Source organism: Rhodococcus sp. 05-339-2 (assembly GCF_002258965.1).
Lineage (GTDB): Bacteria > Actinomycetota > Actinomycetes > Mycobacteriales > Mycobacteriaceae > Rhodococcoides.
The window spans coordinates 135,073-161,942 of record NZ_NOYW01000019.1 but is presented as its reverse complement, the minus strand read 5'-3'; the positions used below and the strand labels follow the sequence as shown (position 1 = coordinate 161,942).

The following is a 26,870-nucleotide window of genomic DNA, read 5'->3' as shown; positions in this document are numbered from 1 at the left end:
TGGTCAGTCCGCTCATCTGGTGAAAACGGCGACAACAACGAAATGGTCGACGCCGCGGCTTCGTGGAACCACCCACCAAGCCGATACGCCAGGACACTACCCACCGGACCCGGAGTTCGCTAGGGCTCAGCAGCGAAAACGTCCCCGGCGCACCCAGTGCCGGGGACGGGCCTGGGGCGAGCAGCGACCCGGCGCACCGAACCGCCGCTCACTCCTCTCCCCAAGGCGTCCCCTACTCGGTCCCGTACAGCTCGCAGCGGTAGTGGTCTTGACCGCGTTCGTCCACGGCGTCCCAATCGACGCCGACGGCGTCGGCAAGGTGCCGCAGGTCGCCCAGAAAGTCTCCGAACACCGTTGTCAGCTCCTCGGTTTCGAGGCCGATCGGCCTGGCGTATGCGATCAGCCCTTCGGCAGCGTTGGCCGCTCGAACACCGTTGTCCCGGCTTCGGGTATCGAGGGTGTAGCCGATGCGCGGACGCTCGCGTCCCTCGACCGATGCGCGGAGTTCTTTCGACGTCTCGATGCCAGGTAGTCGCTCGGCCTTGTACTCGATAGATGCGTCGGACATGTTGTGTGCCTTTCTTTTTGTGGGAATCGCTACACGATGGGCGTGCAGTGCAGTGCGGCCATCAGGCCGGTATGGATGGCGTGAGCCGGGGATGGTTCGGCGTGTTGGAGGACGTGGGCGGTGGCGTCATCGATGACCACGGTCATGTGGGCTCGGTGGCGGGTGAGCATCACGCACGCTCTGCCGGAGTCGAGATTGAACGGCTCGGCTGTCCGGTACCCGGCAAGCGGGTGCAACACGACAACGGCGGCGCGTTCGAGGCCTTGCAGAGAGTTTGCGGTGCCGACAAGTACGTCGGGGTGATCCGAGAGCAAGGCCCGGACAGCGGCAGCCTGCGTGACATGAGGGACGACGACAGCCAGGTCCGCCGCTGTCATGGCCCGCTGCCCGTCCGGTGTGGTCACATCGGCGTCCAGCAGTTCTCGCGCGCGCAGGGCGCACTGTGTGGCCAGGACGGGGTCGGTTGGGCCTCCGATGACCCGCACTGGCCGATGCGCGAGTTCAGGCAGGTCGGGGCCGCTGGAATCGGTCAGATGCTCCGGTGGGCGACGGGAAGTAAAAGGCAGGCCGGGGTAGAACAGCGGTTGAATGAGGGCCGTTGTCCTCGCGCCGAGACGCCAGGTGTGTTGCAGACGGACCACGCCGACCGAATCGCCGTGAGCTGCTTGCAGAGCGAGGGGGGCAGGCAGGTTCGGTGCGGTCTCGCTGCCCTCCCACCGCGATACGTCTCCTGTGACCACCGGATCGATCTGTCCGGGGTCTCCGACGCAGACGACCTGTCGAGCCATCGCGCCGAGCGCCCCCAGATCGGCGTAGGTGCATTGCCATGCTTCGTCCACGATCAACACATCGGCACCGATTCGGTCCGGGTCCGAGAAGAGCCACCGCGCCGTGGTACCGATGAGAATTGCGCCAGTCTCATTCGACCACCGCACTTTTCGTCCTGCCACTACGGGAGTGTTTCCACTGTCGGGGAGGGGCGCTTTCGCTTTCCAGATCAACGCTGCTCGATCTGTCAGCGCGCCGAGCCGACGTGCGATTTCCACGGCTTGTTCTCGGGTTTGCGCCGCGATACCCACCCGTAGGTCTGCGCGATGGGCCAAGGCGGCGGCGAGCAACGCGACCAGTCGAGTTTTTCCTGCGCCCGGTGGTGACGGGACGACGACGGCGGGGTCTCCGGACCACACAGAGAACAGCACGCGTGCAGTGATCGGGTCGGCCATGATCTGTGATCCGGGCCAGTGGGCGGGCGATGACGGTTCGGTTCCCGTGAAAGGTGTTGCGGCGGTTTTCGGGGTGTCCGTTCGGGGTGCGACGATACGCATTGTTGTGCCGTTCTTCTTCTAATGTGTTGTCAGTGAACATTTTTGATCCCCTAGTGATCCTGGACATCCTCTGCACCCGCTATCAGGACATCGAGCGGGACTTCGCGGCGCACGGCGCTCGGGGCTTGTCCGGTCGAAAGCCAGGAACGGCGAGCGCGGTACAGATTCCAGTACCTCGCCCGTCCTGCTCGCATCGTCGCCGGTGAAGGCGGTTGGGGCATCAAGGTCACCTGGTCTCCGTCGTTCGGTGCGTGCGCTCCGACCGAGCCGAGACCGAGCGTCAGTTTGCCGTTGACCACCTGTGCGGACGTGACGTCGGCAGAGAAGCGCTCGAAGAATTGATCGAGTGCTGATCCGACCCATCCCGTAACTGCCGAATCAACCCGCATCCTCGAGTCCAGCCGGTCGCAGGTCACCGACACCGAAACGTTGCGGCGGCGTGAACCTGTCGGCGGTGCCGCCACCGATGCGATGCCCTGGGCCACGTGTCCCGTGTGCAGCGCTCGTACTCGCCACAGTGGATCACTCAGCAACGCAGCGGCTTTGAGGTCGGCGGCATCGCATCGGGTCCGTAGTCCCATGGCTGCACTAGCTGAGTTGTCCGGCCGTGACCAGTCGTGGCCCGCAGTCGTGGCCGACAATGTCCGATCCCAGGAGTATCGGTCATCGTCGTGTATCGGATCGAGAAGCGGCAACAGCGGTCCCGTTGCGATGCACGCTGCCCACTCATGCAGGCCTGCGACGCTCTCGTCGGTAATGCCGAGCCAGGAACGCCATGTTCGGGCCGCTCGCTCGGCGTCGGGCGCAGTGCCGAGGACCAGACGCGAGGACGACGCAGCAACCAGATCGATCACCGCCGACGTTCCGGGATGGTCGGCCCGATCGGCCCACCATCCGATCATGGCGGCAGCCCCCGCTATGTCCGGATCAGGGTGGTGGGCGTGCGCACGCGCCAGGGCCAGCAGGCTCGGTATCGTCGCGGCGTCATCAGTGAGCAGCATGGCCGGTTCAGCCGTACCCACCGTCGTTGCCCCGTTGCGAGCGAGCAGGGCCAGAGCCTCGGTGTCGTGCGCGGACTCTTCGGTGCATCCATCTCGAGCGACGGACACGGCCAGCGTTGTTCCTCGCGTGACCGCACGCACGGCCACTGCGGTCGTGGACGGCTTGAAGGTTGCATGTGCCAGCCGAGGGACCGGTTGCATCTTCTCGGCGGCGTAGAGGCGTTGCGCGAGGTCGAACCACTCCACGCTCATCGCTCGTCACCGTCGACGAGGATCAGGGCGTTGCTCGCGCACTCCCACCCTGCGCGCAACGCCATTGTGGCGGCGTCGGCCGCTGCGCTGGCGACGACGATGCGGATATCGGCGGCGGCGATTCCAGTGCCGGTGAGCACCCTGTCTGCGTACTTGAGCAGTTCCACGGGTCCGCTTTCGTTCATCGCGTGGCCCCCGATCCGACTGGCACGTGCACCGTCGATGCCCATGCCGGTGTGACGCCCCTACCCTGGACGCCGCCGATGATTGCGCACACCAGGTGCGACCTCGTGGGCCGGTCGGGCCAGGGTGTATCGCCATCGGTCAGCACCACGACGACGTGGGGTGCAGGGCGCGCAGCGTTGGCTGCGGCGATTCCCACCCTCATATCGGTTCCGCCACCACCAACCAACGTCACATCAGCGACCGATCGTACGTGTTGTGCCGTAGTGGATTTGGCGTCACACGCCAGAATCCGAACCCGGTCGCGTGCGATGCCACCAGCTTTGAGAACTCCCGCCACTTCGCCCATCGCGGCATCGAGGTCTGCGCTCGTCATCGACCCGGACGTGTCGATGACGAGCGAAACCGTGATCGACGGCCCCCGCATAGCCGGGGCGACGATTCCAGGAATGCGACGACGGGAGGGACGGGAGTACGAATAGTTCGTCCTACCCGCCTGCTCTGCCAACGCACGCCGAATTACGGCCCGTAGCAGACGATCCCACGCCACAGTCGGCGGGGCGAGAACATCAGCTGCCCACCGGACCAGTCCCGCCGGGGCACTACCTCGACCGGTACCAGCTGCTTCGCGAACTGCCTGCGCGACAGATCGGCGCACCAGGTCCGCTTCCGCATTGTCCAGTCCCTCCGTGATCACTTCTCCCGAGCCGATGAGTTCGCCGGGGACCGCAGGGCACCCCGATCCTGATCCGCATCCCGGATCGCCTTCAGCGCCAGCGAGTTCGACGGCAATCGGTTGCACAACCGGGTCACGTAGGTAGTCGTAGTACTGCTCGGCTGTGTCTCCGGGAAGGCAGCCGAACGATTGAGGGGTGATCACCCCTTCGGGCAGGCCGACTCCCGCAGCCAACAGGTCGTCGTTGATTTCGGCGTCGGCCGCGAAGTTCCACACCAGGTGATCGATGGGCTTCCCCAGAGCGGCGGCGCGGTCAGCATGTGCCCGCAACAGATGCCCGACCTCGTGCAGTAGCACTGCACCGACCATCGGCACCGGCCATGCGCAAGGCCCGATCAACAGATCCGGGTCCAAGTACAGCCGCCACCGAGCATCCACCGCGAAGGTACCCAGGCCCGGTGCCGCCACGGGTTGGGCTGCGAACAGGGCGCGCATGAAGTAGGGCATGTGTTCGGCCGACACCAGCCGTGCGAGTCGGAACGCTCGCATTTCAGCCGGTTCGAGCGCGCGCACACCGCTCATGCCGCTGCCTCGACCAAGCCCGCTGCCACCAGCATCGGTGCAAATCGGCGCGCGCTGGCCGGAACGGAGGCCTTCGCCGGTCGCGCTTTCGCCAGGGTTCGTGCCGCAGCCCCGGCTACGTCGGGCGCTCCTGCCTCGGCGGCGGCAATCAGCGGACCCCAGGCGTTGCGCCACGCTTCGACAGTGCCGCGCGAGGCCGCCCACGCCGTCACACCGGACAGCACGGCCCACACCAGATCAGGACGCGAGCGCCAATCGAACGCTGTCTCGGGGTTTTCGACAACGGCTACGGGGTCGGGGAGGTCGGCGTTGCGACGCCATTCGAGGAACTCGACACCGGTGCCTTCCCCGATCAGGCCGAACACCACCGCGTTGGTCGCGGCGTTGTCATCGTCGCGAAGATGTGGCAACACCTTCGCGAGCATCGACCAGGTGCGCCGAGACGGCCATGCGCCACCTGTCTGCACTCCGACCTTCGGGAACGCATCGAGCGCCTCGGGTGCACGCTGGATGTACCCGATGATGGAACTGCGCACCAACGCCTCCCGCTGCTCGTCGCTGGTCACCGCACGCGAATAGGCTGTGCTTGCCCAACCCGTGGCCATGCCGTCGAGCCATTCATCGACAGACGGCGTGAACTCGATGTGGCAGAAGCGGTTTGCCAAGGGGGCCTCCAACTCGTACCCCCCTGCTGCGCAATCGGGCGGATTTGCACCTGCGATGACCCGAGTCTCCTTCGGCAGTTGCAGATCACCCACCTTCAAATCCAGTGCGACTGCCAGCATCGCAGCCTGAACGGCCGGTGGACTCGTGGTCAGCTCGTCCAGAAAGAGGTAGCCCCCGCCCTCTGCATGTAGCCGTCGCGCCCAATCCGGGGCCTCCAATCTCACTCCACTCTCACGGACTACCGGCAGGCCTGCGAAGTCGGCAGGCTCCCGCAAGGACCCCAAGACCGTTTCGCACAACACCCCTTCGGATGCAGCAAGTGCTCGAACCAGGCTCGACTTCCCCATACCCGGCCCCGAAATCAACAACGACGGGACACCAGCCCTTCCGCACGCATCCACAACAGTTACCGCAGTCGCCAAATCCGGCATTTGAAACTCCTCGAAAGATGGGCAAGATGGTCAGTCTCGCCAACAACAGAACGCCTCAATCATACCGCGCCAGAACGCTTTTCACCCAGTCACACCAACCGCCACTGTCCCCGGCGCACTCAGTGCCGGGGACAGTGGCGGTCCGGGCTCAAAAAGCACCGGACCGCCACGTGTGCTGGGTGAAGTGTCCGGGTCCCTCGATATCGTCGAACCCACTCGAAAAAGGCCGGGTCGCCCGAAAGAAAGGACCCAACACGTGACACCGCTCGAAACAGCCATCGCCGCGCCACTGCCCCCGCCCGCGGCGGCGGACATTTCGTCATGGCGCTCGGACGCATTGTGCGCACAGACAGACCCCGAGGAGTTCTTCCCGCCCCCGGGTGGAGCAACCAGCAGAGCAAAGCGGGTCTGCGCAGAATGCCCCGCCAGAGCTGCTTGCCTCGCCCATGCACTGACGTACAACGAACAGCACGGCATTTGGGGCGGAAAGACACCACGAGAGCGCCAAGAGCTTCAGCACACCACAGCCACAGAGAGCCGGCCTACCCGGCATCAACAACAGGCGCTCACGATAGCCACGCTTTCGGCCCAGAACGTCCCAGTCGAGTCCATCGCAAGCCAGCTCGGAATCACCACCCGGCAGGTGTACCGAATACGCTCCCGCACAGCGTGAATCAACGCGCGAGTCGCCGGTCAAACCTGCCCGGTGATGCCGACCCCGTTATAGTCGGCGCGGTCAACCGCGGTTGATTGTTGAAGCGTCTCGACTTGCGTCGCTCCTCGCTGAAAGCTTCTCGCCGCAGGAGATGTCTTGGCCGGCGAGAAGGTCCGCAAGAACGACCGCGCGCGCCGCATGGGCCAAGATTTCGGCAGGTAGCGGTGGACCATCGAGGGTTCGGATTCGCATAGTTGTCAGTATGGCGTTCGACTCCGACAAGTTGCTGTCCCGCAACGTTTCCGGTGCCGATTCACGGGTCACTGGGGTGTCCATGGCATGCATACCTCGCGCATTCTCGACCAGTGCATGTGCGGTGGCCGTATCGCGCCTCGGCCCAAACCGCCTGTTTCGACTGTTGGTTTGCCCTGCAGACAGATCCGTGGGCTCAGGCGACCGAGGTGGCCGTTCGGATGGAGGTGGCCGGCCGACCAGGCATCGATGTCGACGGGATGCACTTCCCATCTCAGCACCTGCCCCTCACCCTGGCTGCGCTTCTTCCCGATTGCATCGATCGATGCCAGGGTTGCGCTCACCCGGTCGATGTCGCCGACACCTCGCCAGAGCACAGTCCGCGTGGAGGTCAGTAGGAGCGGCATCTGGCGTGCGCGATATCGGCCCTGCCGGTCGGAGATGACCGATGGTCGGTACCTCGAGAGTTGCTCGAGCGCACGGTGGTCGGGGCGTCCGCTCCAGTGATGGATTTCCGGGGCGTCGACCGGGTCTTCGGGATAGGCGTATGTAGCGCACCAATGCCAGTCGTCGCCTCCCCCCAGAGTGCACCGAGCGAGTGGCAGATCCAGATCGGCGGGCACTTCGTCGGGGCCGGCGGCTTCGAGGTACTGTCCGCGGCCCCGAGCAGCGGCTTTCTCGTCTTCCCACATCTCGGATGCGAGCAAGCCATCGAGGCTCGTCGCCCATGGAGCTGCATGCGCAAGTCCGACCGCCAGGTGTGCTTTCACCTCAAACGGCCTCATCACGTCAGCGCCTCCATGACTTCCAGCGCCTCCTCACGGCGCTCTCGAAGATGGGTTCGCCAGTCGAGCTCCTTCGGGTCGTCGCCGGCGAGAAGGGTCCGCTCGAAGCTGGTGCGGACGAGACCGTGTCCGATAGCTGTACGCCCGCCGATGGTTCCGGACTCGACGAACCTGCCGACGACGTCGGAGAAGAAGGCCACGTCCAGATCGGTTGCGCGATCGAGACGCAAGAAGGACTCGAATCGTGTACCGGCAGGCAGTGTTTCGATCTCGTAACGCATCAGAGAGCTACCGTCGACGGTGGCTGCGTCGGTTCGGGCGACTGTGGGGAAGTCATGATCGGTGGAATCGTCGAACCGGCTGTATCGTTCGAGCGCCATGGTGTCGAATTGGCTCAAGACAGCACGGTCAGGTGCGGGACGGCTCATGAGGTGGTCGGTTTCGAGGACGTGCGGAATCACTTTGCCCACGCGGAGACAGCCGTCGATCATTCGACCGCCGCCGCTGCCGCCAAAGACGCTGACCTGTGGGTTCAATGTACGGAGCCGGTGGAGCCGTTCGCCGGACAGTGGCTCTCCGGTGACCTTGGTCAGGCTGCCCCCGTTCCGAAGTGTGTGAGCTGCAGACAAGCTGAGAAGCCCTTCGTATGCAAGGGCGTCCCGTAATAGCTCCTCTCCGATCCGCCGGAGCGCCCCTCGGAAGGAGTTGCCGGACACAATCGGAACCAAGGCTGCGGAACCGTTGGGCTGCAGTATTTTTTCGCGCCGGAACAAGGTCGTTGTGGTGGCGCTGTGTTCACCGCGGTGCGAGATCGCCGAGACCGCTGTGATGTCGAGCTGCCAGCGCAGGGTCGAGGTCACTTCTGCCTCCTGGGCGATGTAGCAGTCGCTGTGGTGGCCCGGCGCGCTTGAACAGCTTCGGCCACGATCCGTGTTCGGAGTACGAGGGCGGTGGTGTTTTCCCGTAAGAGGGTCAGGACCGGTATCGATTCCTCGCGTAGAAGGACCGATAGTTCGAGGCGTTGTTCTTTCGTCGACGGCGCTGACTCGAGATCGGTTGCCACGGTGCTCCACCATCGATCGAGGTCGGCTCCGCCGGTGTATGTCGCGACCCGGACTCGGTCTGGCAGGTGGTGGTCCCAGTACAGCTCTCTCCGGCGTCCCACCCACCCGGTGTCCCAGTTGATTCCGTAGTGCAGCAGCAGCAACAGTCGTTCGGCTATTGCTGCTGCACCGGTGACGGGCGGCAGGAAGCTGGCTGCGTCCAGCCAGGTTTGGGTCGGTGTCGTAGCTCTGATCGGGGTCATGCCGTGCCTCTGGTTGACGTTGAAGCCGTCGCTGCGAGGTCGAGGTACACAGGCCGCTCTCGCCACGGATCGAGGCTGTCCCAATCCGCGAACACAGACGTCCACGTTCGATGCGGAATGTTCTTGAGCGTGCTGAATGCCGGCGCTGCGCGCGCAAGGGCGGCCAGGGAGAACCCTCGCCGTCGCAATCGCACGACTGCGCTCAGGCGTTCCGCGTCGTGCTCTGTCCATGGAAGCGCGATGTCGTCGACGGCGACCCGACCCCACCGGGCATGAGGAAGAATGTGCTTGCGCCCAGGACGTAACGGAACGACGACGGCGGACGTCGGAGAGATCGCTTGTCCCAGAACGCGACGTAAGCGGGTCTTCGACAATTTCGTGGCACGCCGTGGATCGCTGGTGACCAGCAGGAGGTCCGAGCGAAGTGCCGTTGTCGTGTACACCCAAACGCAGACGCGACACATCGTAGGAGCCGCAACGTCTACCCACCCGTCGAACCCGGTGAACGTTCTCGACACAGTCTCACGCACTCGCCGTCCGGAACCTTCTGTCGCGCCACCGCACCGCGCGCACGCGGAGTCACCTGAAACTCCGGTTGGTGGCCACGAAACCGCAAATCCTGTCGCGGCCTCGTAGGCGGTCGTCACAACGTCGAGCGCTGCTCTGCCCCTTGATAGTTCGGCCATATCTGTACTCTAACGGCGCGCCCGGACACTACGGACAGGCCAACTTTCACCGGCACAGTCCAACTCACCAAGGACTCGGGCCGGGCGCTGGTGCGTGCCGGCCGACGTTGGCAGGAAAGTCGTCGGCGAGCAGAGCAGCCAGCTCAACGAACGCGCGTTGTGCAGGCTTGCCCAGTAACTCGAGATCGATGGTGTCGCCTTCGGCAAGGTGGTCGTCGTACGGGACGACCTGGACGGCGCGAGTGCGTTCTGCGAAGTAGGACTTGAGTTGCTCGACATCGAGGGCGGTCGAGCCCTTCCGTGATTCGTTGATGACGACGACGGTGCGTTTGACCAGGTCGTCGAAGCCGTGTCGCGACAGCCATTCGAGGGTCGCCCCAGCGCTGCGTGCTCCGTCCTTGGCTGCGGAGGAGACCAGGACCAGTGCGTCGGCTTCTTTGAGGACGCCTGCCATGGCCGAGTTCATGAGACCGGTGCCGCAATCGGTCAAGATGATGTTGTAGAACTGTTCGAGGATGCGCAGTGCGGCGGTGTAGTCGTGCTCGTTGAATGCTTCGGAAACGGACGGATCACGCTCGCTTGCAAGAACTTCGAGCCTGCTTCGCGCTTGCGAGGTGTAGCTCCGTACGTCGGAGTAGCTGTGTACTTCTTTGTCCGCGAGCAAGTCTCGCACTGTGCGGTCACTGTCTCGGTGAATGCGGTACGCGAGCGTCCCGAAATCTGGGTTGGCGTCATAGGCAATGACGCGGTCGCCCCGCAGTGCTGCGAAGGTCGATCCAAGCCCTGTTGTCGTGGTTGTTTTTCCGACCCCGCCCTTCATGGAGAGGACTGCGATCTTGTAGTTCCCTCGAACCGGTTGCCGTACGCGGCGCAGGAGCTGCTCGTACTCGAGTTCAGCCGGCGACTGGCCGGGATTGGCTGAACCGAAGGAGAGTCGGTAGAGCCATCGTCGCCAACCTTTGCTAGGTGGCAGTTGCGCACGGCGGATCAGCTCCAGTTCGTCGATCGACCGCGGAGGGGCAACAGCTGCTGTCGGCCTTGCTGTCGGAATTGCTGTGGGCACTGGTTCTACCAACTGAACGGGCTGCGAGGTGAAGGGGCGATGAGCTGTCACTGCCGGAGAGTCGGGGGCGCTTGTTGGCTCCGGGTGAGATGTCGGTGCTGAACTGCCGGCCGACTTGTTGGTGTGCCATTGCTCAACAGCGGGTGCGGAGCCGCCCTGCCCTGGCCAGGCCGAGGGCCGGTCCGGTATTGGTACCTGACCATCGTTGACGCGCGGCGGCCGTGGGGCCGGCTCCGAGGTGGGTCGATGAGCACCAGAATTGGGCTGGCTCGCCGAGGGGGAGCTGCTGGGTGCGGCGCTGGGCCGGTCTCTCGGCACGATTTCGGATGCGACTTTGGACCGGGCTTGGGGTACGTTTTTTGACACGTTTTCATCAGCGTTGTCGGCTGCGATTCTGGGTGCGTCGATTGGCACGAATTCGCTGGCTACAGGCTGTTCACGGGCGGGTTCTGGCTGACCTGCACCTGAGTCCTGGAGGAGGTCACTGTCCTGCCCATCGTGGCGATCTTCCGACCCCCCTTCTGGCTCGGAATCGTTCGACTGATCGGTCGCATTGTTCGCCGCCGACGGATCAACTACCCACCGGGGCAACGCGCTGCCTGGGTCGGACTCTGTGGGACTCATCGGTCGCCACCTCTTCCTCTTGCTCATTCAACGGACGATATCCGGGCGAACATAACACCGGCACCGGACACCTCGAACAACCCGAAAACTGCTGCCGAGCGACCACACGGACGCCCATTGTGTAACCGGTAATTCCGCCTGTTCGGGGTAGCAGCTTCTGCTTCGTCCAGTCTGAAGTGTCCGTGTCCCGACTATCGTTGTGGCGGTGCGTAGCAACGATTTCGACGGCCTCGATCTCACTCGCCTGCGGTCCCTTCGATCCTCGCGACATGACATTTCGACGATCGTCGATCGCGTGGCCGAACACCTCGACGAATTCGATGGGTACGTCGCATTCAGCGGTGGAAAGGATTCCGTCGTTGCTGTTGATCTCGCCCGTCAGGCGGACCCAGATGTCCCGGTAGCTTTTTTCGATTCCGGTCTCGAATACCCCGAGACCTACGCCTACGTCGAGCAGATTGCGACGAAGCTGGGACTGGACCTGCACATCATTCGCGCTGAACCAACGCTGTTGACTGTGATGGCCCGGACCGGGGAATGGGACCACGGCGGTAGCCCGTCGGCTCATGTACCCGCGCGAGGCTTCGAGACCTTGATTGCGCAGCCTGCCCGGGCTGCGCACACCAAATTCGGTGACGGGGAGGTCTGGGGCGTGCGGGCAGACGAATCCAGGAAAGGAACCGGCAGGTGGTCGATGTACTACTCCGCTCTCGCACGTGAGATCAACGAGCGCTGCCAAGGCGCGAGCTGCTGCAGCAACAAAGCGGAGCAGCGTCGACACCACGGGGGGACGGTTCGCCGCAACGATGGAACTGTGGCCTATGGTCCGGTGTGGGACTGGTCCGCGGACGATGTGCTGGCCTATTCCCATCAGCACGAGCTTCCGAGCAACCCTGTCTACGCCAAACTGGCCGCGCTGGGCGCACCTGCAGCGAATCTGCGGGTTTCACACATTCTCGACGGAAATTTTCTCGAATCGGGCAGGGTCACTCGTCTGCGTCGAGGTTGGCCGAGCCTGTTCGAGGAGATCGCCGCAGTGCTCCCTCGAATACGCGAGTTCGTGTAGATCGCCATATCGACTGTGCGCGTGTAGCATTCCTGGTACTGAGATTGCACAGGGTGAGTCGGAGGCACACCACACGGTGGCCTCCGACTACTTTTTCGTGTCGAACCAGGAGATCTCACATCCGGCGACCGCCGCTATCCCTGGCTCATGAAAAATGAGCTTTCAGGGTTGAGCTCCAACAACAGTCGATATCCCGGTCCTGTCCGCTCGGTCTCATCTGTCAGGTTCAGCATCCGACCCACGAGATCGTCTCTGCCGATCTCGCGAGCGAATTCCCTCGCGGTGACGAGACGTTCAGCATGGCGCGCTTCATCGACTGTGGTGAGAGATTTCCGGATCGAGAACCCGCCGTTGTAGGCGGCCTGCTCGGCTGCTCTTGACGGCAGAGGATGGGTCATTTCCTCGAAGGCGTCGTCGGTGAGCGGCGATCTGTTTCCCTCCATATGGTGAAGATTTTCGGCCACCTGTCGAATTGTGGGTGTCGCGCCTCCAGATCCGGAGTGCAGGAGGTATGCCCAGGGGGTCGAGTGCACGAGATAGCGGGGGATGTAGCGCTTGTTTTTGCGGCGTCTCCTGGGGATGAGAGCCGCCGGGAAGTCCGATACCGATGGATCGCCGTGGATCGCTTTGACTTTCTGCGCCGCGGCTATTGCACACCCCCAGTCCAACGAGCCCCACAACGGGTACGGAACGTGCCCACCGTGCACCGCTCTGAGGTTTTGTGCGATCGCATCGTGATAGTGGCCTCCCACGAGAAACCTGTCCTCGGGCCACCCGTTGAAAAAGACGTACAGCGGAATTGCATCTTCGGTCAGGCTCTTGAAGATCAGGTTGTCGTATTGCTTGACTCCCTTCACTGTGTGTCCGAGCTGCTCGTACATGTCGGCATCGTGACTTGCGCGTTTCGCTTGAATTCGGAGCTTGATCCACCGCTCCTCGGCCGAAGAACCGATCCACCACTCCCAATCTGCGCCGTTTCCCGCTTCGACAGCCTTGTCGAACTTCGTCACTCGCAACGACGGAATGTGAGTCTGCAACCGAATCAAATTGAGATCGGTGAGCGTCTCTTCTCCAGGTCCGATGCCGCCTGCAATTCCCGTCTCCATCAGGTCCCACGTGTCGGAAGCAGCGAAATTCATTGCATGGACCATATGGTTGGTCCGAGGGTGTCTACTCATTCCGTAGTCGATTTCAAGCGGTCCTGCGGTCGCGTCGCGATCGCAGTTCGTCGATCCCGGCGACCTTGCCGCTTCCCGCAGCGACTGCAGGGAGCGCACGGATATCGGCAGCCACGTCCGCGACTGTATGCCCGAGCGCGATGCCGAACACGCCCTGCCCACCGCGTAACAAGTCCACAATCTCGTCGTCAGATGTGCACTCGTACACCGAAATACCGTCGCAGAGCAGGGTCACAGATGCCAGACCCTGGGCGTCACGCGCACGCAGGCACTCGATCGCAATGCGTACATTTTGCAAAGACACTCCGGCCTCGAGCAGGCGACGAATCACTTTGACCACCACGATATCGGAGAAGGCATACATCCTTTGCGATCCCGAACCGGATGCAGCGCGGATCGACGGTGACACAAGCCCTGTACGGGCCCAGTAGTCGAGCTGGCGGTACGTTACCCCAGTCACTTGCTGGACCTGGGGCGATTTGTACCCCGGACACCCGTTCACGGCGTCGTCGGCGATGCCGTTCGAGGTCTTGAAAAGCCCCGGCACGATGTCCTCGAACGAACCCTGTTCGCTGCAGCTCACAACTCGCACCCACCCTTTAATCGATCGTTCGATGCACGATACCGCTCGACATCACTCTCCTTTCTCTCCCGGCCAGCGGGCCAGCTCTGCACGTTTGGCCCGCACCGTTACTCGGTGGACAAACCGAGCAGCCATCCGATGAACGGCGTAAGACGAGGAACACCGAACCTGAAGAGCAGAAACACCGCGAGGAAGACGGCTATCGTGACCCGCCTGGATCGGAACTCCGTGAAGGAACGGATCGCTATAACGGCAGTGACTGCCACTACCAGGGAGCAGAAGTTCAGCACGTCGTCGCCGCTCGTCCGAGCAAACCTGCCGATGCAATCGGGCTGAGTGGGGTCATTTCATGGGGCGTGATGCTGTTCATCGCCGCACCGTAACGATTGTGGCACCGATGGCGGAGGTCTTGAACGGAACGTAGAATTCCCCGAATAGGGGAATTCTACGAAGCTTGATCCCACGGGCGTGTCGGACAGTGTTCGGCCACCACCGTCGCCCTGCCGACGTTCAGCATTCGCGATCTCCCGCGCTTCCGGTGGCCGTGAACCCGGATCTAGCGCATACCTGCGCCCTGACAATCACTGCCATACAACCTGTTTCGCAGATGTCATATGCCTGCCCGTTACCTTTTGAGCAGTCCTGAGAACCGAGCGTTACGGGTGCAGGTCGGCCGCGGAATCAGCCTGCGAGAATCACGTTCATCGCATTCAGGAGCGCGCCGACAGCCGGGATTCGGGTCGAGCTCGCCGCACGCAACGAACGCGTCACGGCCGGCTCGGTCGGCAGATACCGCACCCCGGCCGTTCGGACTCGCGCGGTGTCCGGAACCAGCGCGACGGCCAGACCTGCTTCGACGAGGGCCAGTTGGGTCGAATAGTCGGACACCTCGTAGCGGATCGTCGGTTCGACTCCAGCTTCGCGCAATGCGTGCACGAGCGCGGAGTGCGCATCCGACCCTGATGGGCATACCGTCCAGATCGATTCCGTTTCGCCGGAGAGGGTTGCCATCTCACGGCTATCCTCGATCGGTACCGCGAGGTGTACATCCTCGGTGTGGAGGGTGTGGACGTCGATACCTGCGGGGACCGTCGCCGGCCGATGGTCCCAGGACTCGAAGACGACGAGATCGAGGGTGCGGTGCTGGAGGCGGTCGAGCAAATCGATTCCTTCTCCGTCGACGACCTCGGGGCGCAGCAGTGGATACGTGCGAGCGAGGTCTGCCAGAGCTGGGACCACCAGCCGACGTAATGCACTTGCGACCGCGCCTACTCTCAGCGCTCCGGCAACGTCGGTATCGATCGAGGCAAGGTCGTCTTCTGCGGCTTCGGCGAGAGCGGACATGGCGGCCGCACGTGTCGCCAGTGCGCGACCGGCGGGGGTCAGCCGTATCGACCTTCCCTCTCTCTCGACCAGGGTGGTGCCGGCTTCCTTCTCCAACTTGCGGATGTGTTGCGACACTCCAGGTCCGGTGAGGTGTAAAGATTCTGCAGCTCGAGTGACAGAACCTTGTTCGGCTACTGCGGCGAAAACTTTCATCCGATCCCACGACAACATATAAGTGATACTACTGTTTTAGCGGTAGAACTGGCTAGTAGACTTATCGGTTTGTAACTGGTTGCCTTGACCAGGTGACCAGAACCGCGATACCGAGAGCTGACGCCGCCGATCGGGGGGTGGGCGGGAATGCGGCGCTGGTCATCGCCGGTGCCGCGTCGCTGTCGCTGTCCGCCACCTTCGTCAAACTCGCCGATGTCACCTCGGGGACGGCGGCATTTCTACGATGTCTTATCGCGCTGGCGGCTCTCGTTCCGATGGCGCTGTGGGAACTTCACCGACGCGGCGCAATGCCGACGAGGTTGTATCCCATGGCCATTGGTGCCGGAGTCTTCCTCGGAGCGGACTACGTGATGTGGACCGCGAGCATCCTCGACGTCGGTGCCTCGATCGCCACCGTCCTTATCAATGTCCAGGTCGTCGTGCTGCCGCTGATCGCGCTCGTCGTCGATCGAACCGCAATCCCCCGACGATTCCTCATGGCGGTGCCTTGCATGCTGCTCGGCGTTGCACTCGCCGGCGGACTCATCGGCGGAACAGGAGCCGACAACGCGCTCCGCGGGTCCATCCTGGGAATCTCCGCCGGTGCCGCGTACGCGGCCTACCTGTTCCTGAACCGCCGCTCCACCCAGCGAAGCCCCAGCCATCTGGTCACCCCGATCTGTGTGGCCACCGCATCGGCAACGGTCACTGCCGGCATTGTCTCGGCAGGCCTCGGAGACCTCGATCTCGACATCTCCGCGGCCGCGTGGGGATGGATGATCGCGCTCGCTTTGCTCGGACAGGTTGCCGCCTGGCTGTTCATCAGTTCGGGATCCCGATCGCTGGCGGCTAATACCGTCGCGGCCTTACTCCTGCTGCAGCCTGTGCTGGCTATCGCGTTCGGATTCGTTGTCCTCAGCGAGCGACCCACCTGGATTCAACTGGCCGGAGCCGCCGTCGTCGTCGGAGCCGTCTGGACCGCAACCCGACACCCCCACCACCCTGACTCCACTTCAAGCCACGGAAGAGGCCTTCATGACCCCATCTCCGACGAGCATCGATCGAGTCGTCCTACCCACCGATAGCACCATCCCCGTCGCCCGCAGCGCCGAATACGACACCTACTTCAGGATCTCCCGCAGCGCCGACCCGCACGCGTGGGCGGTCAGCGCACTGACCGTCGTCACCGCCATCACCACAGATCTGCCGCAGTCCACTCTGGACAACGACTCACGACTCCGCCTACTCGACGCCCTGGCCGTAGTCGTCGGCGACGCCTCCGCCGCAGCAGCTGTGGCCGCACAGGGACGAGATCCTTCCCCGCTGGCAGCGCCGGCAGACCACAGCACGGACGATCGCACCCCGCAGGCTCCCAACGACGCTGCACGACAAGCGATCACACGCTGGAAGAAGGGCCACCACCTGTTCCACCTGTTCGTCATATCCATGAACAGCCGGCTCGCGGCAGTGCTGGAGTGCCTTGCAAACAAGCAGTGGCCCGCTCTCGCCCACCAACTCACCGAACTAGGGACTCTCTACGCCGGGGCGACCGAGAGCATGCGGTACGCGTCCGATTTCTCACCGGAGATCTACCGTGACTTCGTCCGGCCATCCATGGAACCGCCCTGGCTCGAACCCGGGTTCTCCGCCGTGTTCAACCGGGATCACGACGTGATGCTCACCCGCGCCAAGATCGTCCGTACAACACTCAAGACGGCTGAACTTCCCGGCGTCGCAGCAGATTCCGCACGACGGCTCTGGAAGAGCCAGGCCGAGAACCGGCGCGCCCACCAACTCATCTGCCAACGATTCGTCCCCGGCGGCGATTCACTGCTGCAAGAGCACTTCGACAGCACCGGTCAGAGCAACTGAAACAGAAAGGCTTCGCCCTCTCATGATCACCGTCATCGAAACCTGGCACCTGACCGCCGAAGCGGCCGAGAACGCCCTCTCGGTCCTGCAAGAAATGGACGAACTCCTCGACGACAACGCACACCACCACCCGGGGTGGGCGGGCCACGCGCGCTTCTTCCAGCACGCATCGGACCCCCAACGCGTAACGATGACCTACCCCTGGGAAAGCGCCGAGCACGCCACGCACCTCATCGAATCGGAGACGCCACTACTCGAAGATTTCTACCGCCGGTACTGCGAACGCCCCCGCGAGGTCGTCTTCGCCCACGAGCTGCCGGTCGACGTCGAATGACCCCCGACCCAACAAAGCCGACTGGCGACTGGACTCCCGAGCAGCTCAAAGCCTTCGGCACCGACACCCTCGATCGAATATGTCGACACTTCGCCGCGCTCGACGACGTGCCCGTCACGACGCCGGCCGATGCGGCCGATGTCGCCGACGCGATCGACAGCGAGCTGCCATCCGAGGCAACAGATTTCGCCGACATACTCGACGACACCTGGAACAACGTCGTTCCGCATTTGACGCACTGGAACCATCCACGATTCCACGCCTACTTCAGCAACAGTTCCTCCGGACCGGCCATCCTCGCCGAGATGACCGCTGCGGCATTGAACGTCAACGTCATGTTGTGGAAGAGCGCGCCCTCGGCTGCCGCCGTCGAAGACACCGTCACCAGATGGCTCGCCGAACTGCTCGACTACCCCGCCGCAGACGCACTGCTCGTCGACGGTGCATCACTGGGCACGTTCTACGCGTTGGCCGCCGCCCGCCACCGGGCACAGCCCGAGGTTCGACATCACGGAACATCCGGCCAGAAACCCGGCCGGATCTACACCTCCGACCAGGCCCACTCGTCGGTCGACAAAGCTGCGATCGCTCTCGGCATCGGGCTCGACAATGTCGTACGCCTACCCACCGACGCTAGCGGCCAACTCGATCCTGCTGCTCTGTCGACTCGCATTGGATCGGACGTCGCGGACGGTTACACACCGATCGCTGTTGTCGCCACCGTCGGTACGACCACTTCAGGTGCTCTCGACCCGGTCGAGGCGATTGCGGCCGTGTGCCGCGACCACCGAGTGTGGCTGCACGTCGACGCCGCGTACGGAGGCTTCTGGCGCATAGCCCCGGCCATCGCGCAGGTCCTTCCGTCACTCGCGGCCGCCGATTCTCTCGTCGCCAACCCACACAAAGTGCTCTTCACCCCTATGGAGTGCGGGGCACTGTTCTGCCGTCACCCCGGAGCACTCGAAGCCGCCTTCACACTGGTTCCCGAATACCTGCGTACCGACACCACCGGCGGTATCGACTACATGAATTACACCCTCAACCTTGGGCGACAATTCCGAGCTCTGAAACTGTGGTGGACCCTGCGCGCCTTCGGAATACGAGGCATCCGAACTCGACTCGAACACAGTCTCACCCTGGCGACGAGGCTGCGAGACGCCCTTGCCGCAGACCCGCGGTGGCATCTCGCGAACGATTCGCCGCTCCCCTTGCTCTGCCTCCGGATCTCCTCTGCCGACGGACAGGCGACGCGGAAGATCCTCGAGACCGTCAACAGCACCCACCGGACGCTGCTCTCCCACTCCGAGCTCAACGGCCACTACGTCATCCGAGTGTCCATCGGCAACATCCACACCACTGCCGACCACATCGACCAACTGGTTGCCGAGCTCACCGAGGCAGCCGACGCCGTCGTCGGCACACCCCGTCCACTCGCTTCAGTGACCGTCACCCAACAGGAGGTATCCGCGTCGTGACCACCACCATTTCCACCGAGGCCATGCTGCACGAGAAGGCGGCAGCAATATCCGCCATCGGGCGGTGGTCCGCGGCCAACGAGAACTTGCCGTGGGCCCCGGCCCCCGACTCCCATGCCGTGCACTGGAGTTATGCCGAGCTTCGACCGCTCGCGATCGCGGCAGCCGACATGGTCAAGGGCGACCGAGCAGCTCTACGGGTACTGACCCTCGCCAATCCGGGCCATGCCCGCGAGGCCGCCGTCGGATATCTCTATTCGGGGCTGCAGATCATCAACCGCGGTGAAGGTATGACCCCGCATCGGCACGCGCCGACGGCCCTGCGCTACATGCACGAGGGTGACGGGGCATGGACGGCCGTCGGTGGAACCAAGATGTATCTCGAGCCTCGCGACGTGGTGATCACCCCCGCCGGCGAATGGCATGAGCACGGCAACGACAGCCCCACCGACTCCCCCGCCATCTGGCAGGACTGCACCAACGACCCCCTCGTCGCCGCCCTCGCCGCGACACAGTTCGAGCTCCACACCGACAACACCCACCTCGAGCCCCACATTTTCGCGCAGGACAGACACCACCGAAACCTGAGCGAGCCGCTGCTCTACAAGTGGGACAACGTACTTCGCGCCCTCGGTGAGCAACAGCGGACCCACGAGGCCGACCCGCACCACGCATACCGACACACCCTGCACGCAGAAGGAACCCACGACCCTGTCACACCGGTCATCGATGCTGCATTCACACTCCTACCTGCAGGGATCCGAACACAACCGATGCGGCGCACCGCTTCCGCCGTCTTGATCGGGGCACAAGGGTTGTCCACCATCCACGTCGACGGAAAGCCGTTCCGGTGCAGCGAAGGAGACAGCATCGCCGTTCCATCGTGGTCGACTGTCAGCTACGTCAACGACACCGACATTCCAGCCGTGCTGTTCGAGTTCAACGACGCGCCCGCGATGACCGCCCTCGGTCTCTACCGCGAAGAGAAAGACGCACAACGGTGACACCAACGTCGACCATCACGATCCTGCTGTCCGAAGCCCACATCCTGACGCTCAATGACGGCTCCACTCGACCATGCGGCTTCTGGGCCGAAGAGTTCATCACAGCCCATCGAATCTTCACGGCCGCAAACATACGGACGATCATCGCGACACCCGGCGGCGGCGCTGCGCACGTCGAACCCGACAGCATGCACGCCCCTCACAGCCCAGACCCTGACGGGTACAGAACGTACCTATCCGGTCTGAGCGAGAATTTGCGCGCGCCGGCCGCGCTCGAAACGGTTGACCCCTCTACCGTCGACGGGATCTTTGTGCCCGGCGGCTACGGGCCAGTGGTGGACCTGCACAAGAACTCTCACGTTGGAGAGTTTCTCCGCGCGCTCCGACGGGAGGGGACCCCGATCGCGACGGTCTGCCATGGAACTGCGGCGTTGCTTGCCGACACCGCATCCGGAGCAACGTGGCCGTATGCAGCCCTGACGATGACGAGTTTCTCGGACCAAGAGGAAGCCGATGTAGGACTGCTCGGCACGCTCCCCTTCACCGTCGAGCAGGAAATCCGGCGCCGGGGCGGCACGTACACCGCAGGACACCCGTGGCAGCAGCACATCGAAATCACCGACACCCTCATCACCGGACAGAACCCCGCCTCCACCGAGGCGGTCGCAGAACAGCTGACCCAACGGATCGCAAACTACTCCAGTTCGACTACCCGTTCAGGAACTCGCTAGTTCACCGGCCGGTTGACCTCTCGGCTTTGTCCCTGGATGGAACTGCTCGGAACGCTGTAACGTGCGTGGGATTTAGAATTTTATAGGCCTATTCTGTCTGTCAGCACCTGATTGACGTCTTGGCCGAAGTCGCCACGACCAGCATTCTTAACCACTGACCGACCGAAACGAAAACACGACCATGACAACTGACATTACAGATACAGAAAACCCGCCACCCTAGGTCGAGTGACGGGTCTTTCCATCGATTAAAGCGCCGAAATAATGCAAATCAACATTAATATCGAAGGGATCAATGTAGACGCTGCTACAACCAATCCCGTTGTTGCCTTAATTACTTCTGTCACGGCAACAATGATCGCCGCTAAGGTGTATAATTTATCTATCACGATTCAAATAGGTCCTCCATTCAATAGATTTACCGATGCTTTTCCGGCATCCACCAATTATAGCAGGTAATTCACCTTTTCGCTTGAGCAACCCATTCCTCCAAACGATGATAACGAACTCTGCGAAGAGTAGAAGGCAGATACTTTAAGTAGTCCTATTGTCGCATCAATTCTGCCGCGCCGCTGCCCGGCAGACCTTACGGAATTGACCGCTTCGATACCTGCGATAGCACTTCCCGGATCACCGGCCAAAACGATTCAAGACCTCGCCTCAATCACCCCGGAGGCGTCGTGCATGCTGGGACCACTCTACAGCTGGCTGACTGCATTCGGCGACCTAGCATTGCTCGACCTCGTAGGCTGCACGAATGGACAGAGCAAGCATTCCGTCGCCTGGCGATATGGACCATCTGAGCAGCGCAGAACGCAAAGCGAAGCGCAAAGATGACCGTGGACGGCGAGTCGGCACCAACGTGCGCGATTACGAGCGCATGTGCGGATCTGGACCCGATCGATTGGCCGAGACTCTGATTGCGCGCCACAACGTCAGGATGAAGAACACGGAGAAGCTGCCGGATGGATTCCGATTCGAAGCAATCCTTTTTCTGGCACCGATAGCAATACTGGATATCGCGCATCGCAAGCTGAACCTTACTTTGGATCGCGCACCGTCAGCCTATTATGGCAAATGGCCTCACGACCTCGGCTGGGGAGTGGACAGCTGCGTCGCGGCCACCCGACTGCTTCTCGCAGGACAAGTGGTGGCCGCTGCCACGATCGCCCGACAACAACTCGAACGATGGACTGCGGTCATGGCACCTGTCGTCGGAGTCGAGCAACATCCGTCTGAAAAAGTGGAGGACTTCATTGCGCGTGCGTGGACCGCATACGCCGAGCGCATGCCAAATCCTGGCGCACCGCCGGAATCATCCAACATCGAGGGCGACGCAGACCCGACTACTGCGCAAGATATCGAGGGCGACGACAGCTCCGCAAGCACAGAGGAGCCAACCGCGCCTCATAAGCACGTCGTCCTGGCGAACGGACGTGAAGTATGCCCAGCCGTCGTCTACGGCGTTCTCAGCGAAATAATGCATGCGCGACTCTTCGAGGAAGCCATGTGGTGGGAGTCGGCCGCGCTCCTGAGCAGATTCGATGTACCAAGTGTCGTATACGGCGCGGTGGACTGCATAGCGGATGCGTTGAGCTTGAGCCTTACCCAGATTCAATACATGACGGCTGCTGGCCTGTATCGGCAGGGCGATCCCGAGGACGCCGTGACGTTGATAGCAAGTATCAACCTTGCCGTACGGCCTTCGGCTGACGTCGCGGGTGAAGAACCACCAGACGATGCCCTCCCGTATTCGTCATCGTTCGTACTGCCGAGATTGCCTACCGTCATGCCATTGTCGCCCGATGAAGGCCTCTTGCCGGTGTTTGTTCGCTACCTAGACGATCAACGATCCACGTACGAGTCGCTGGCCTGGAATCATCGGCCCGCAGGTCGCTTGTATCGGGACGACGAGCTTGCGACGTTAGCCTTCGGCGCTCATCGCCAGGCGAGTGCATCGTTTGCGCTACGAGCCCTCGCCGCCGAGCGAGACGAACTAGGCGACGATTTCAACATTGACTCGGTGGCCTCGCGCGGGACGAACTACATCGTGGTTGCCGAGTTGGCGGCTCTTGCTGCTCTGTGGACACGCAACGGTCCTCTGATACCAGCAGCATCGACTCCCCTGGCTCTGGTGTCGTCGACGTTGCGGTCCGCATACTGGTTGTGGTTGGAAGACGACGACCGGGCGATGGCTTCGCTTCGATGCACGCTAGAGCAAATCGCTCGATCCAGGGTCCACCGGACGAAACCGGCGAAAGCGGAGCGCCTTGAAGAATCCGTGCACAACAAGCCTCAGCGGTGGATAGAGGCCGCCGGGTGGGGTCGACTGTCGGCTTGGAATCGAGTGTTGGGCGCGTACGCGCACGCCCACAAAAAGCCTAATTGGGAAGGCGCTAGAGAGCTCCTGAAGGACTTGCAGCTCGACGCGGACGAGCCGTACGCCTTGCAGCGAGCGCGTGGTGACGCACTGAATGTGGTGACGACTCTGGTGGCGCACGAGTCAATCAGCATTCTGGCTCTCTTCTCACAGAAGGTGGCGGCTACCGCAGCTGAACTGCTGGAAAACCACTCAGGCTTGGACATGACACGGGAATGGATGGATGCGTTGATGAGTAACGCACTTGCCCATCGGAAAACACCGATTACAGAACAAGACTGATCGGCCAGCCCGAACACCCCGCTCCGGTAGCTACTCGACGGGCTGGGCGGCGTCGGCGGGGCACCATTGGTGATCGAGCTGAAGGTACCCCTTGCCGTTGCCGATCGGAATTTTGAAACTTAGGCAGCAAATCCACTGTCCCCGTCCAGTTTTCGCCCATGCGTGAAGAAGCCCAGGGGCCTTGACGTCCATCGCGAGACCTTCCGATCTCTCGCCTGTCCGTCGCTGTTGCTGAAGCGGGTCGAATAGAGCTAAGTGGCTCGAAGGTCACGGGCCAGTTCTCTCACAGTTCGCTGGTCAAATGCACGACCGCTCGCCTGTGCGGCCGGTGGGCGACAGACATGTCCGCGCCGGCGGGCCTGCAGCGCAGTAATCTGCTCGCCGAAACGTGGGTGCGCTGTGTGATGCCGCGTCCGTGAACGGTGGTTTCGATGGTAATCGACCAGATACGGCCCCTCCCTGCTCGATACCGCCGTGGCCGACGGCCTGAGAGAACCTCATCGACGTCGTTCAAGGTCACGGCGAACAGTATGCCGCGGTCGGAAAGGTGTTGTCGTATAACACGACATCTGCGGAGCTACCGGCTCCGACCTCACCCACTCTGCGTACGGTGACCAATGCTGCGCGCGCTTTCGCACCCAGAGGCAATGGGGCAGCTCTGATTTCGTACTTCTCGTAGTGGCCGGTTTCGTGGAGCAACCGAATTGTCTCTGGCGTTCGAGCAGTGGCCGCAGGTTGTTGTACGGCTGTCGCCAGAAGTCGTGCGCACGGCAGGTCTTCGGGGTGTATGACGGGCCGCGCTTTAGTGGCGATGCTTCTCCACGCCAGTCCGGGCGGCGGTGCGGTGTGCCAAACCAGCAACATCAGCGTGGCGGGATCGACGATCGCAAGGTGTTCTTGGGGACGTAAGAGCGAGTGAACGATGAGGTCCGACAAGTGAGTAGCGGCGCTCTGGGGTGGCAGCGGGGAGGGTCCGAGGTCGTGCGAGAGGCCGTGGAACACACGGTCTCCTGTCGCGCGGTCGAGGCGAATGCGACCGGTCACGTTCACTCGGCGCTGCGCATGGTCTGCAGTGGCCTTCACTGTGGTCAGTTGCACTGCTGTGTCGGCGTGTGCGGCCACGAGGTGTCCCAGAGCTGGGGCGGCGTCGACGCCGAGATCATGTGGCTCGATGGCGTCGGCAACAGTACGCTGTCGGCCGTGGTGGGGCGCTGCCATCGTGATTGCGGTTCCTCGCGTGAGATTCCATTCGAAGGCGTGAGCGGACGGCGGAGCTGCAGATGCCTCCTCGACAGGTGAAATGAGCAGCCACACAGCTCGTGTACGACCGCGGTGATCGAGGATCGGCTCGGCGGTCACCCTCTTGCGGCCGGCCGTGACGTCGTGACGTCGTCCCGTATCGGATGCCGAGCGGACCGCATCGAGTGCCGCGGTGCGGTGGGAACCGCGGAGAAACTTCTGTAGTGGAGTTGCCCGGCGTGAGGTGTCGCCCACTCCCACCACGGTGTGTTCGTGCGGTCCGAGGGTGTCGATCAACAGCCACTGATGGCGCGTGTCGCGGCTGGCGTGGTGAGTGGATTGGGTCGTCATCGCTCGTCCGACCCGATGGCTTCGGGAGGGCCCGCTGTAGCGGTGATGGGGTCTGTGACATCGGGGCGGCGGCTTCGGTCGCGATCGAGCTCGCTCACGTCGAGGGTTGATCGTGTGCCGTCCGTCGAGAATGTGGTGCGCCGGCGGGTGGGCATCGCGGCGATGATCGCGGATCCGATCATGATCGTGGAGAAGCTCCACAGTCCCATGGTCGCGATGATCCCGACGTGTAGCACGATGTCGAGTGTCAGGCCCACTTTGCGCCATCGTCTCGTGCCTAGAAACAGGATTCCGATCAGCAGTTCGATGACCAGTGCTCCCCAGGTCATCGAGATCACCAATGCCGGTATGTTCGAGGTCCAGATCAGCATCGGTTCGAGTGGGTAGCTTGCTCCGAATGCGTTGTCGCGCAGGAAATAGTACTCGGCGGTCCCGTTGACCCAGTCCGAGACACCGAACTTGCTGATCGCACTGTCGAAGTAGATGAAGGCCAGCTGCAGTCGCAGCGCGAGCAGGCATGCGTACGAGAGGGGTTGAATCCACCGGTTGGGTTCGGTGGTGGGGTGTTGCCAATGCCAGCCTCTGTCGTCGAGGAGGGCAAGGGGGACGATCAGGATGCAGACGATGCGCACGACCGATTCGCCACCGTCGGGCAGTGCGATGCTGCCGGCGATCGAGTAGGCGACCCAGGCATGTGGGAGTGCGGTCACTCGGGGACGCCACCCTGTGGCCACCAGCAGCAGGATTGCGGCCATGCCCCAGTGTCGCCACTCCAGTGGGATGGCGTCGTGTCCGAGGCAGTACAGAGATGCGCTCTGCACTCCGGCGCAATGCGGAGCATCGTTCTGTCCGATCACCGGCACCATCAACGCAGCTGGGGTGGTGAAGAGCAGGATCGACAGCTGAGCTAGCGCCAGGACGGTGCGGCCGGTCCCGAACCACCTGTTGCGAGGATCGTGCTCGGAGACTTTTCGGTAGACGTACTCCACTGTGTCGTTGATGGTGCCTGCGGTCTCGAGCCGAGCGGTGGTCATCATGAGCACTGCACATTCAGGTGCGCGGTTGCGGTGACTTTCCGATATTCGTCCGTGAGACGTCGGAAGCTCCAGGGTGTGGTGTGCTCTTCGGTCAGGACGACGTCTCCACAGACGGTCGGTATCGGTGAGTTGCTCGTCACCTCGTCCGGAACAGACTCGGCAGCGGTGACAATGCATGTGGCCGTTGGGTCGTCGCAGGGCAACCAGGTTCGGACGGCGGCGTTGAGGAACCCGAGTTCGGGGCCTTGCGCCCGTTGGGTGCGCGATAGCCCGTAGAGGTTGGTCACCGCTCCCTGTGGGGTCTTCATCAGGCTGTAGACAGCATCGGCACTGTCGACGGTGTAGGCACCGACCTGGGTTCCTTCCGGATCGCGGGTGAAGAATGCCCAGTCCTGTGGATCCAATGCGTTGAACGCCGTCCGGACGGGGTGATCGCCGTCGCGTGTGAACAAGACGTTGCTGGGCAGTGTGAAGACTATGGCGAAGGCGAAACCGCCGACTACTACTGCCGCGGCGACCACGAAGAGCAGAACAATCAGCACCTTCGGTGGCCGACGTTGCGCCCCAATAGAAGTCGAGTACTCGCCGCGACCGGCCTCGATTGTGCTCGCTGTTGCCTCGTCGATCTGGTGCAGCTCGGGTCGAACGTCTGTCATGGCGGGCTCTCATGCTCGGACGTGGCTGATCGGATGGGTCGACCACCCCTGGGTGCGGTGCACGGATCGAAGCGGGATCGAGGCAACG

At 62.8% G+C, this 26,870-nt stretch carries 25 protein-coding genes; 9 read left to right on the top strand and 16 right to left on the bottom strand.

All coding sequences use genetic code 11. The features are described 5' to 3' along the window. Positions 1 to 232 precede the first annotated feature (232 nt). The 6 genes from CH273_RS22705 to CH273_RS22680 are packed head-to-tail and all read right to left on the bottom strand — an operon-like array spanning position 233 to position 5,684. Positions 233 to 568 (bottom strand): hypothetical protein, encoded by a 336-nt coding sequence (locus tag CH273_RS22705; protein WP_032364838.1) that lies wholly within the window; start codon positions 566 to 568, stop codon positions 233 to 235. A gap of 29 nt (positions 569 to 597) precedes the next feature. Further along, positions 598 to 1,893, bottom strand: a complete 1,296-nt coding sequence (locus CH273_RS22700; RefSeq protein WP_032364837.1) for an AAA family ATPase — start codon at positions 1,891 to 1,893, stop codon at positions 598 to 600. 50 nt (positions 1,894 to 1,943) lie between these two features. Next, complete coding sequence (locus tag CH273_RS22695) at positions 1,944 to 3,146, bottom strand: hypothetical protein (RefSeq protein ID WP_032364836.1); 1,203 nt, start codon at positions 3,144 to 3,146, stop codon at positions 1,944 to 1,946. Continuing rightward, the gene (locus CH273_RS22690) at positions 3,143 to 3,331 is read right to left on the bottom strand and encodes a hypothetical protein (protein WP_032364835.1); all 189 of its coding nucleotides are present in this window, start codon (positions 3,329 to 3,331) and stop codon (positions 3,143 to 3,145) included. The genes CH273_RS22695 and CH273_RS22690 overlap by 4 nt, the downstream gene beginning before the upstream one ends. Continuing rightward, positions 3,328 to 4,587, bottom strand: a complete 1,260-nt coding sequence (locus CH273_RS22685; RefSeq protein ID WP_032364834.1) for a vWA domain-containing protein — start codon at positions 4,585 to 4,587, stop codon at positions 3,328 to 3,330. The genes CH273_RS22690 and CH273_RS22685 overlap by 4 nt, the downstream gene beginning before the upstream one ends. Beyond that, complete coding sequence (locus tag CH273_RS22680; RefSeq protein ID WP_032364833.1) at positions 4,584 to 5,684, bottom strand: ATP-binding protein; 1,101 nt, start codon at positions 5,682 to 5,684, stop codon at positions 4,584 to 4,586. The genes CH273_RS22685 and CH273_RS22680 overlap by 4 nt, the downstream gene beginning before the upstream one ends. A gap of 172 nt (positions 5,685 to 5,856) precedes the next feature. On the opposite strand from CH273_RS22680, the gene CH273_RS28525 reads away from it, so the two are divergent. Beyond that, positions 5,857 to 6,357, top strand: a complete 501-nt coding sequence (locus CH273_RS28525) for a WhiB family transcriptional regulator (RefSeq protein WP_368665488.1) — start codon at positions 5,857 to 5,859, stop codon at positions 6,355 to 6,357. Positions 6,358 to 6,659: 302 nt separating this feature from the next. Here the strand turns inward: CH273_RS28525 and CH273_RS22670 are convergent, their stop codons facing one another. From CH273_RS22670 to CH273_RS22650, 4 genes are all read right to left on the bottom strand, one after another. Then, positions 6,660 to 7,376, bottom strand: a complete 717-nt coding sequence (locus tag CH273_RS22670; protein WP_032364832.1) for a hypothetical protein — start codon at positions 7,374 to 7,376, stop codon at positions 6,660 to 6,662. Then, positions 7,376 to 7,774, bottom strand: coding sequence for an RAMP superfamily CRISPR-associated protein (locus tag CH273_RS28400; RefSeq protein ID WP_306436638.1), 399 nt, complete (start codon positions 7,772 to 7,774; stop codon positions 7,376 to 7,378). The genes CH273_RS22670 and CH273_RS28400 overlap by 1 nt, the downstream gene beginning before the upstream one ends. A 458-nt stretch (positions 7,775 to 8,232) precedes the next feature. Then, positions 8,233 to 8,682 (bottom strand): hypothetical protein, encoded by a 450-nt coding sequence (locus tag CH273_RS22660; protein WP_032364830.1) that lies wholly within the window; start codon positions 8,680 to 8,682, stop codon positions 8,233 to 8,235. Positions 8,683 to 9,432: 750 nt separating this feature from the next. Next, positions 9,433 to 10,188 carry a MinD/ParA family ATP-binding protein gene (locus tag CH273_RS22650; protein ID WP_441344163.1) on the bottom strand — a complete coding sequence of 252 codons (756 nt, stop codon included), beginning with the start codon at positions 10,186 to 10,188 and terminating at the stop codon, positions 9,433 to 9,435. A gap of 1,066 nt (positions 10,189 to 11,254) precedes the next feature. Here CH273_RS22650 and CH273_RS22645 point away from each other — a divergent pair. Then, on the top strand, positions 11,255 to 12,121 hold the full coding sequence (locus CH273_RS22645) for a phosphoadenosine phosphosulfate reductase domain-containing protein (RefSeq protein ID WP_052049301.1): 867 nt from the start codon (positions 11,255 to 11,257) through the stop codon (positions 12,119 to 12,121). 134 nt (positions 12,122 to 12,255) lie between these two features. Here the strand turns inward: CH273_RS22645 and CH273_RS22640 are convergent, their stop codons facing one another. The 3 genes from CH273_RS22640 to CH273_RS22625 form a co-directional block, all read right to left on the bottom strand. Next, positions 12,256 to 13,227, bottom strand: coding sequence for a DUF6615 family protein (locus CH273_RS22640; protein WP_306436898.1), 972 nt, complete (start codon positions 13,225 to 13,227; stop codon positions 12,256 to 12,258). 85 nt (positions 13,228 to 13,312) lie between these two features. After that, a complete protein-coding gene (locus tag CH273_RS22635; protein ID WP_303396048.1) occupies positions 13,313 to 13,882 on the bottom strand; it encodes a MerR family transcriptional regulator in 570 nt (189 codons plus the stop codon). Positions 13,883 to 14,563: 681 nt separating this feature from the next. Beyond that, complete coding sequence (locus CH273_RS22625; protein ID WP_176460259.1) at positions 14,564 to 15,421, bottom strand: LysR family transcriptional regulator; 858 nt, start codon at positions 15,419 to 15,421, stop codon at positions 14,564 to 14,566. 92 nt (positions 15,422 to 15,513) lie between these two features. On the opposite strand from CH273_RS22625, the gene CH273_RS22620 reads away from it, so the two are divergent. The 7 genes from CH273_RS22620 to CH273_RS22590 all read left to right on the top strand — a co-directional run bounded on the left by CH273_RS22620 (position 15,514) and on the right by CH273_RS22590 (position 23,499). Beyond that, positions 15,514 to 16,506 carry a DMT family transporter gene (locus CH273_RS22620; RefSeq protein WP_230591638.1) on the top strand — a complete coding sequence of 331 codons (993 nt, stop codon included), beginning with the start codon at positions 15,514 to 15,516 and terminating at the stop codon, positions 16,504 to 16,506. After that, entirely contained in the window at positions 16,457 to 17,293 is an 837-nt protein-coding gene (locus CH273_RS22615) for a hypothetical protein (RefSeq protein WP_052049299.1), read from the top strand. The genes CH273_RS22620 and CH273_RS22615 overlap by 50 nt, the downstream gene beginning before the upstream one ends. A 22-nt stretch (positions 17,294 to 17,315) precedes the next feature. After that, positions 17,316 to 17,627, top strand: a complete 312-nt coding sequence (locus tag CH273_RS22610; protein WP_032364824.1) for a hypothetical protein — start codon at positions 17,316 to 17,318, stop codon at positions 17,625 to 17,627. Beyond that, positions 17,624 to 19,102: a pyridoxal phosphate-dependent decarboxylase family protein gene (locus tag CH273_RS22605; protein WP_052049298.1), complete on the top strand. Its 1,479-nt coding sequence runs from the start codon at positions 17,624 to 17,626 to the stop codon at positions 19,100 to 19,102. Before CH273_RS22610 ends, CH273_RS22605 begins: the two co-directional genes overlap by 4 nt. Continuing rightward, positions 19,099 to 20,106 (top strand): cupin domain-containing protein, encoded by a 1,008-nt coding sequence (locus CH273_RS22600; protein ID WP_052049297.1) that lies wholly within the window; start codon positions 19,099 to 19,101, stop codon positions 20,104 to 20,106. Before CH273_RS22605 ends, CH273_RS22600 begins: the two co-directional genes overlap by 4 nt. Continuing rightward, positions 20,103 to 20,837: a type 1 glutamine amidotransferase domain-containing protein gene (locus tag CH273_RS22595; protein ID WP_052049296.1), complete on the top strand. Its 735-nt coding sequence runs from the start codon at positions 20,103 to 20,105 to the stop codon at positions 20,835 to 20,837. Before CH273_RS22600 ends, CH273_RS22595 begins: the two co-directional genes overlap by 4 nt. A 757-nt stretch (positions 20,838 to 21,594) precedes the next feature. Then, entirely contained in the window at positions 21,595 to 23,499 is a 1,905-nt protein-coding gene (locus tag CH273_RS22590) for a hypothetical protein (RefSeq protein ID WP_032364823.1), read from the top strand. A 516-nt stretch (positions 23,500 to 24,015) separates the two neighbouring features. On the opposite strand, the gene CH273_RS22585 is transcribed toward CH273_RS22590, so the two are convergent. Genes CH273_RS22585 through CH273_RS22575 form a run of 3 tightly spaced genes read right to left on the bottom strand, consistent with a single transcriptional unit; the run spans position 24,016 to position 26,782 of the window. Beyond that, entirely contained in the window at positions 24,016 to 25,089 is a 1,074-nt protein-coding gene (locus CH273_RS22585; RefSeq protein ID WP_032364822.1) for a GAF domain-containing protein, read from the bottom strand. Further along, on the bottom strand, positions 25,086 to 26,123 hold the full coding sequence (locus CH273_RS22580; protein WP_176459059.1) for a sporulation-delaying protein SdpB family protein: 1,038 nt from the start codon (positions 26,121 to 26,123) through the stop codon (positions 25,086 to 25,088). Before CH273_RS22580 ends, CH273_RS22585 begins: the two co-directional genes overlap by 4 nt. Then, complete coding sequence (locus CH273_RS22575; protein WP_052049294.1) at positions 26,123 to 26,782, bottom strand: SdpA family antimicrobial peptide system protein; 660 nt, start codon at positions 26,780 to 26,782, stop codon at positions 26,123 to 26,125. Before CH273_RS22575 ends, CH273_RS22580 begins: the two co-directional genes overlap by 1 nt. Positions 26,783 to 26,870 lie beyond the last annotated feature (88 nt).

Excerpts from the sequence above, each read along its gene's own strand:
- CH273_RS22705 (WP_032364838.1), bottom strand. The coding sequence starts at position 568 with ATGTCCGACGCATCTATCGAGTACAAGGCCGAGCGACTACCTGGCATC.
- CH273_RS22700 (WP_032364837.1), bottom strand. The coding sequence starts at position 1,893 with ATGCGTATCGTCGCACCCCGAACGGACACCCCGAAAACCGCCGCAACA.
- CH273_RS22695 (WP_032364836.1), bottom strand. The coding sequence starts at position 3,146 with ATGAGCGTGGAGTGGTTCGACCTCGCGCAACGCCTCTACGCCGCCGAG.
- CH273_RS22690 (WP_032364835.1), bottom strand. The coding sequence starts at position 3,331 with ATGAACGAAAGCGGACCCGTGGAACTGCTCAAGTACGCAGACAGGGTG.
- CH273_RS22685 (WP_032364834.1), bottom strand. The coding sequence starts at position 4,587 with ATGAGCGGTGTGCGCGCGCTCGAACCGGCTGAAATGCGAGCGTTCCGA.
- CH273_RS22680 (WP_032364833.1), bottom strand. The coding sequence starts at position 5,684 with ATGCCGGATTTGGCGACTGCGGTAACTGTTGTGGATGCGTGCGGAAGG.
- CH273_RS22670 (WP_032364832.1), bottom strand. The coding sequence starts at position 7,376 with ATGAGGCCGTTTGAGGTGAAAGCACACCTGGCGGTCGGACTTGCGCAT.
- CH273_RS22660 (WP_032364830.1), bottom strand. The coding sequence starts at position 8,682 with ATGACCCCGATCAGAGCTACGACACCGACCCAAACCTGGCTGGACGCA.
- CH273_RS22650 (WP_441344163.1), bottom strand. The coding sequence starts at position 10,188 with ATGAAGGGCGGGGTCGGAAAAACAACCACGACAACAGGGCTTGGATCG.
- CH273_RS22640 (WP_306436898.1), bottom strand. The coding sequence starts at position 13,227 with ATGGAGACGGGAATTGCAGGCGGCATCGGACCTGGAGAAGAGACGCTC.
- CH273_RS22625 (WP_176460259.1), bottom strand. The coding sequence starts at position 15,421 with ATGAAAGTTTTCGCCGCAGTAGCCGAACAAGGTTCTGTCACTCGAGCT.
- CH273_RS22615 (WP_052049299.1), top strand. The coding sequence starts at position 16,457 with ATGACCCCATCTCCGACGAGCATCGATCGAGTCGTCCTACCCACCGAT.
- CH273_RS22610 (WP_032364824.1), top strand. The coding sequence starts at position 17,316 with ATGATCACCGTCATCGAAACCTGGCACCTGACCGCCGAAGCGGCCGAG.
- CH273_RS22605 (WP_052049298.1), top strand. The coding sequence starts at position 17,624 with ATGACCCCCGACCCAACAAAGCCGACTGGCGACTGGACTCCCGAGCAG.
- CH273_RS22590 (WP_032364823.1), top strand. The coding sequence starts at position 21,595 with ATGGACAGAGCAAGCATTCCGTCGCCTGGCGATATGGACCATCTGAGC.
- CH273_RS22585 (WP_032364822.1), bottom strand. The coding sequence starts at position 25,089 with ATGACGACCCAATCCACTCACCACGCCAGCCGCGACACGCGCCATCAG.
- CH273_RS22580 (WP_176459059.1), bottom strand. The coding sequence starts at position 26,123 with ATGACCACCGCTCGGCTCGAGACCGCAGGCACCATCAACGACACAGTG.
- CH273_RS22575 (WP_052049294.1), bottom strand. The coding sequence starts at position 26,782 with ATGACAGACGTTCGACCCGAGCTGCACCAGATCGACGAGGCAACAGCG.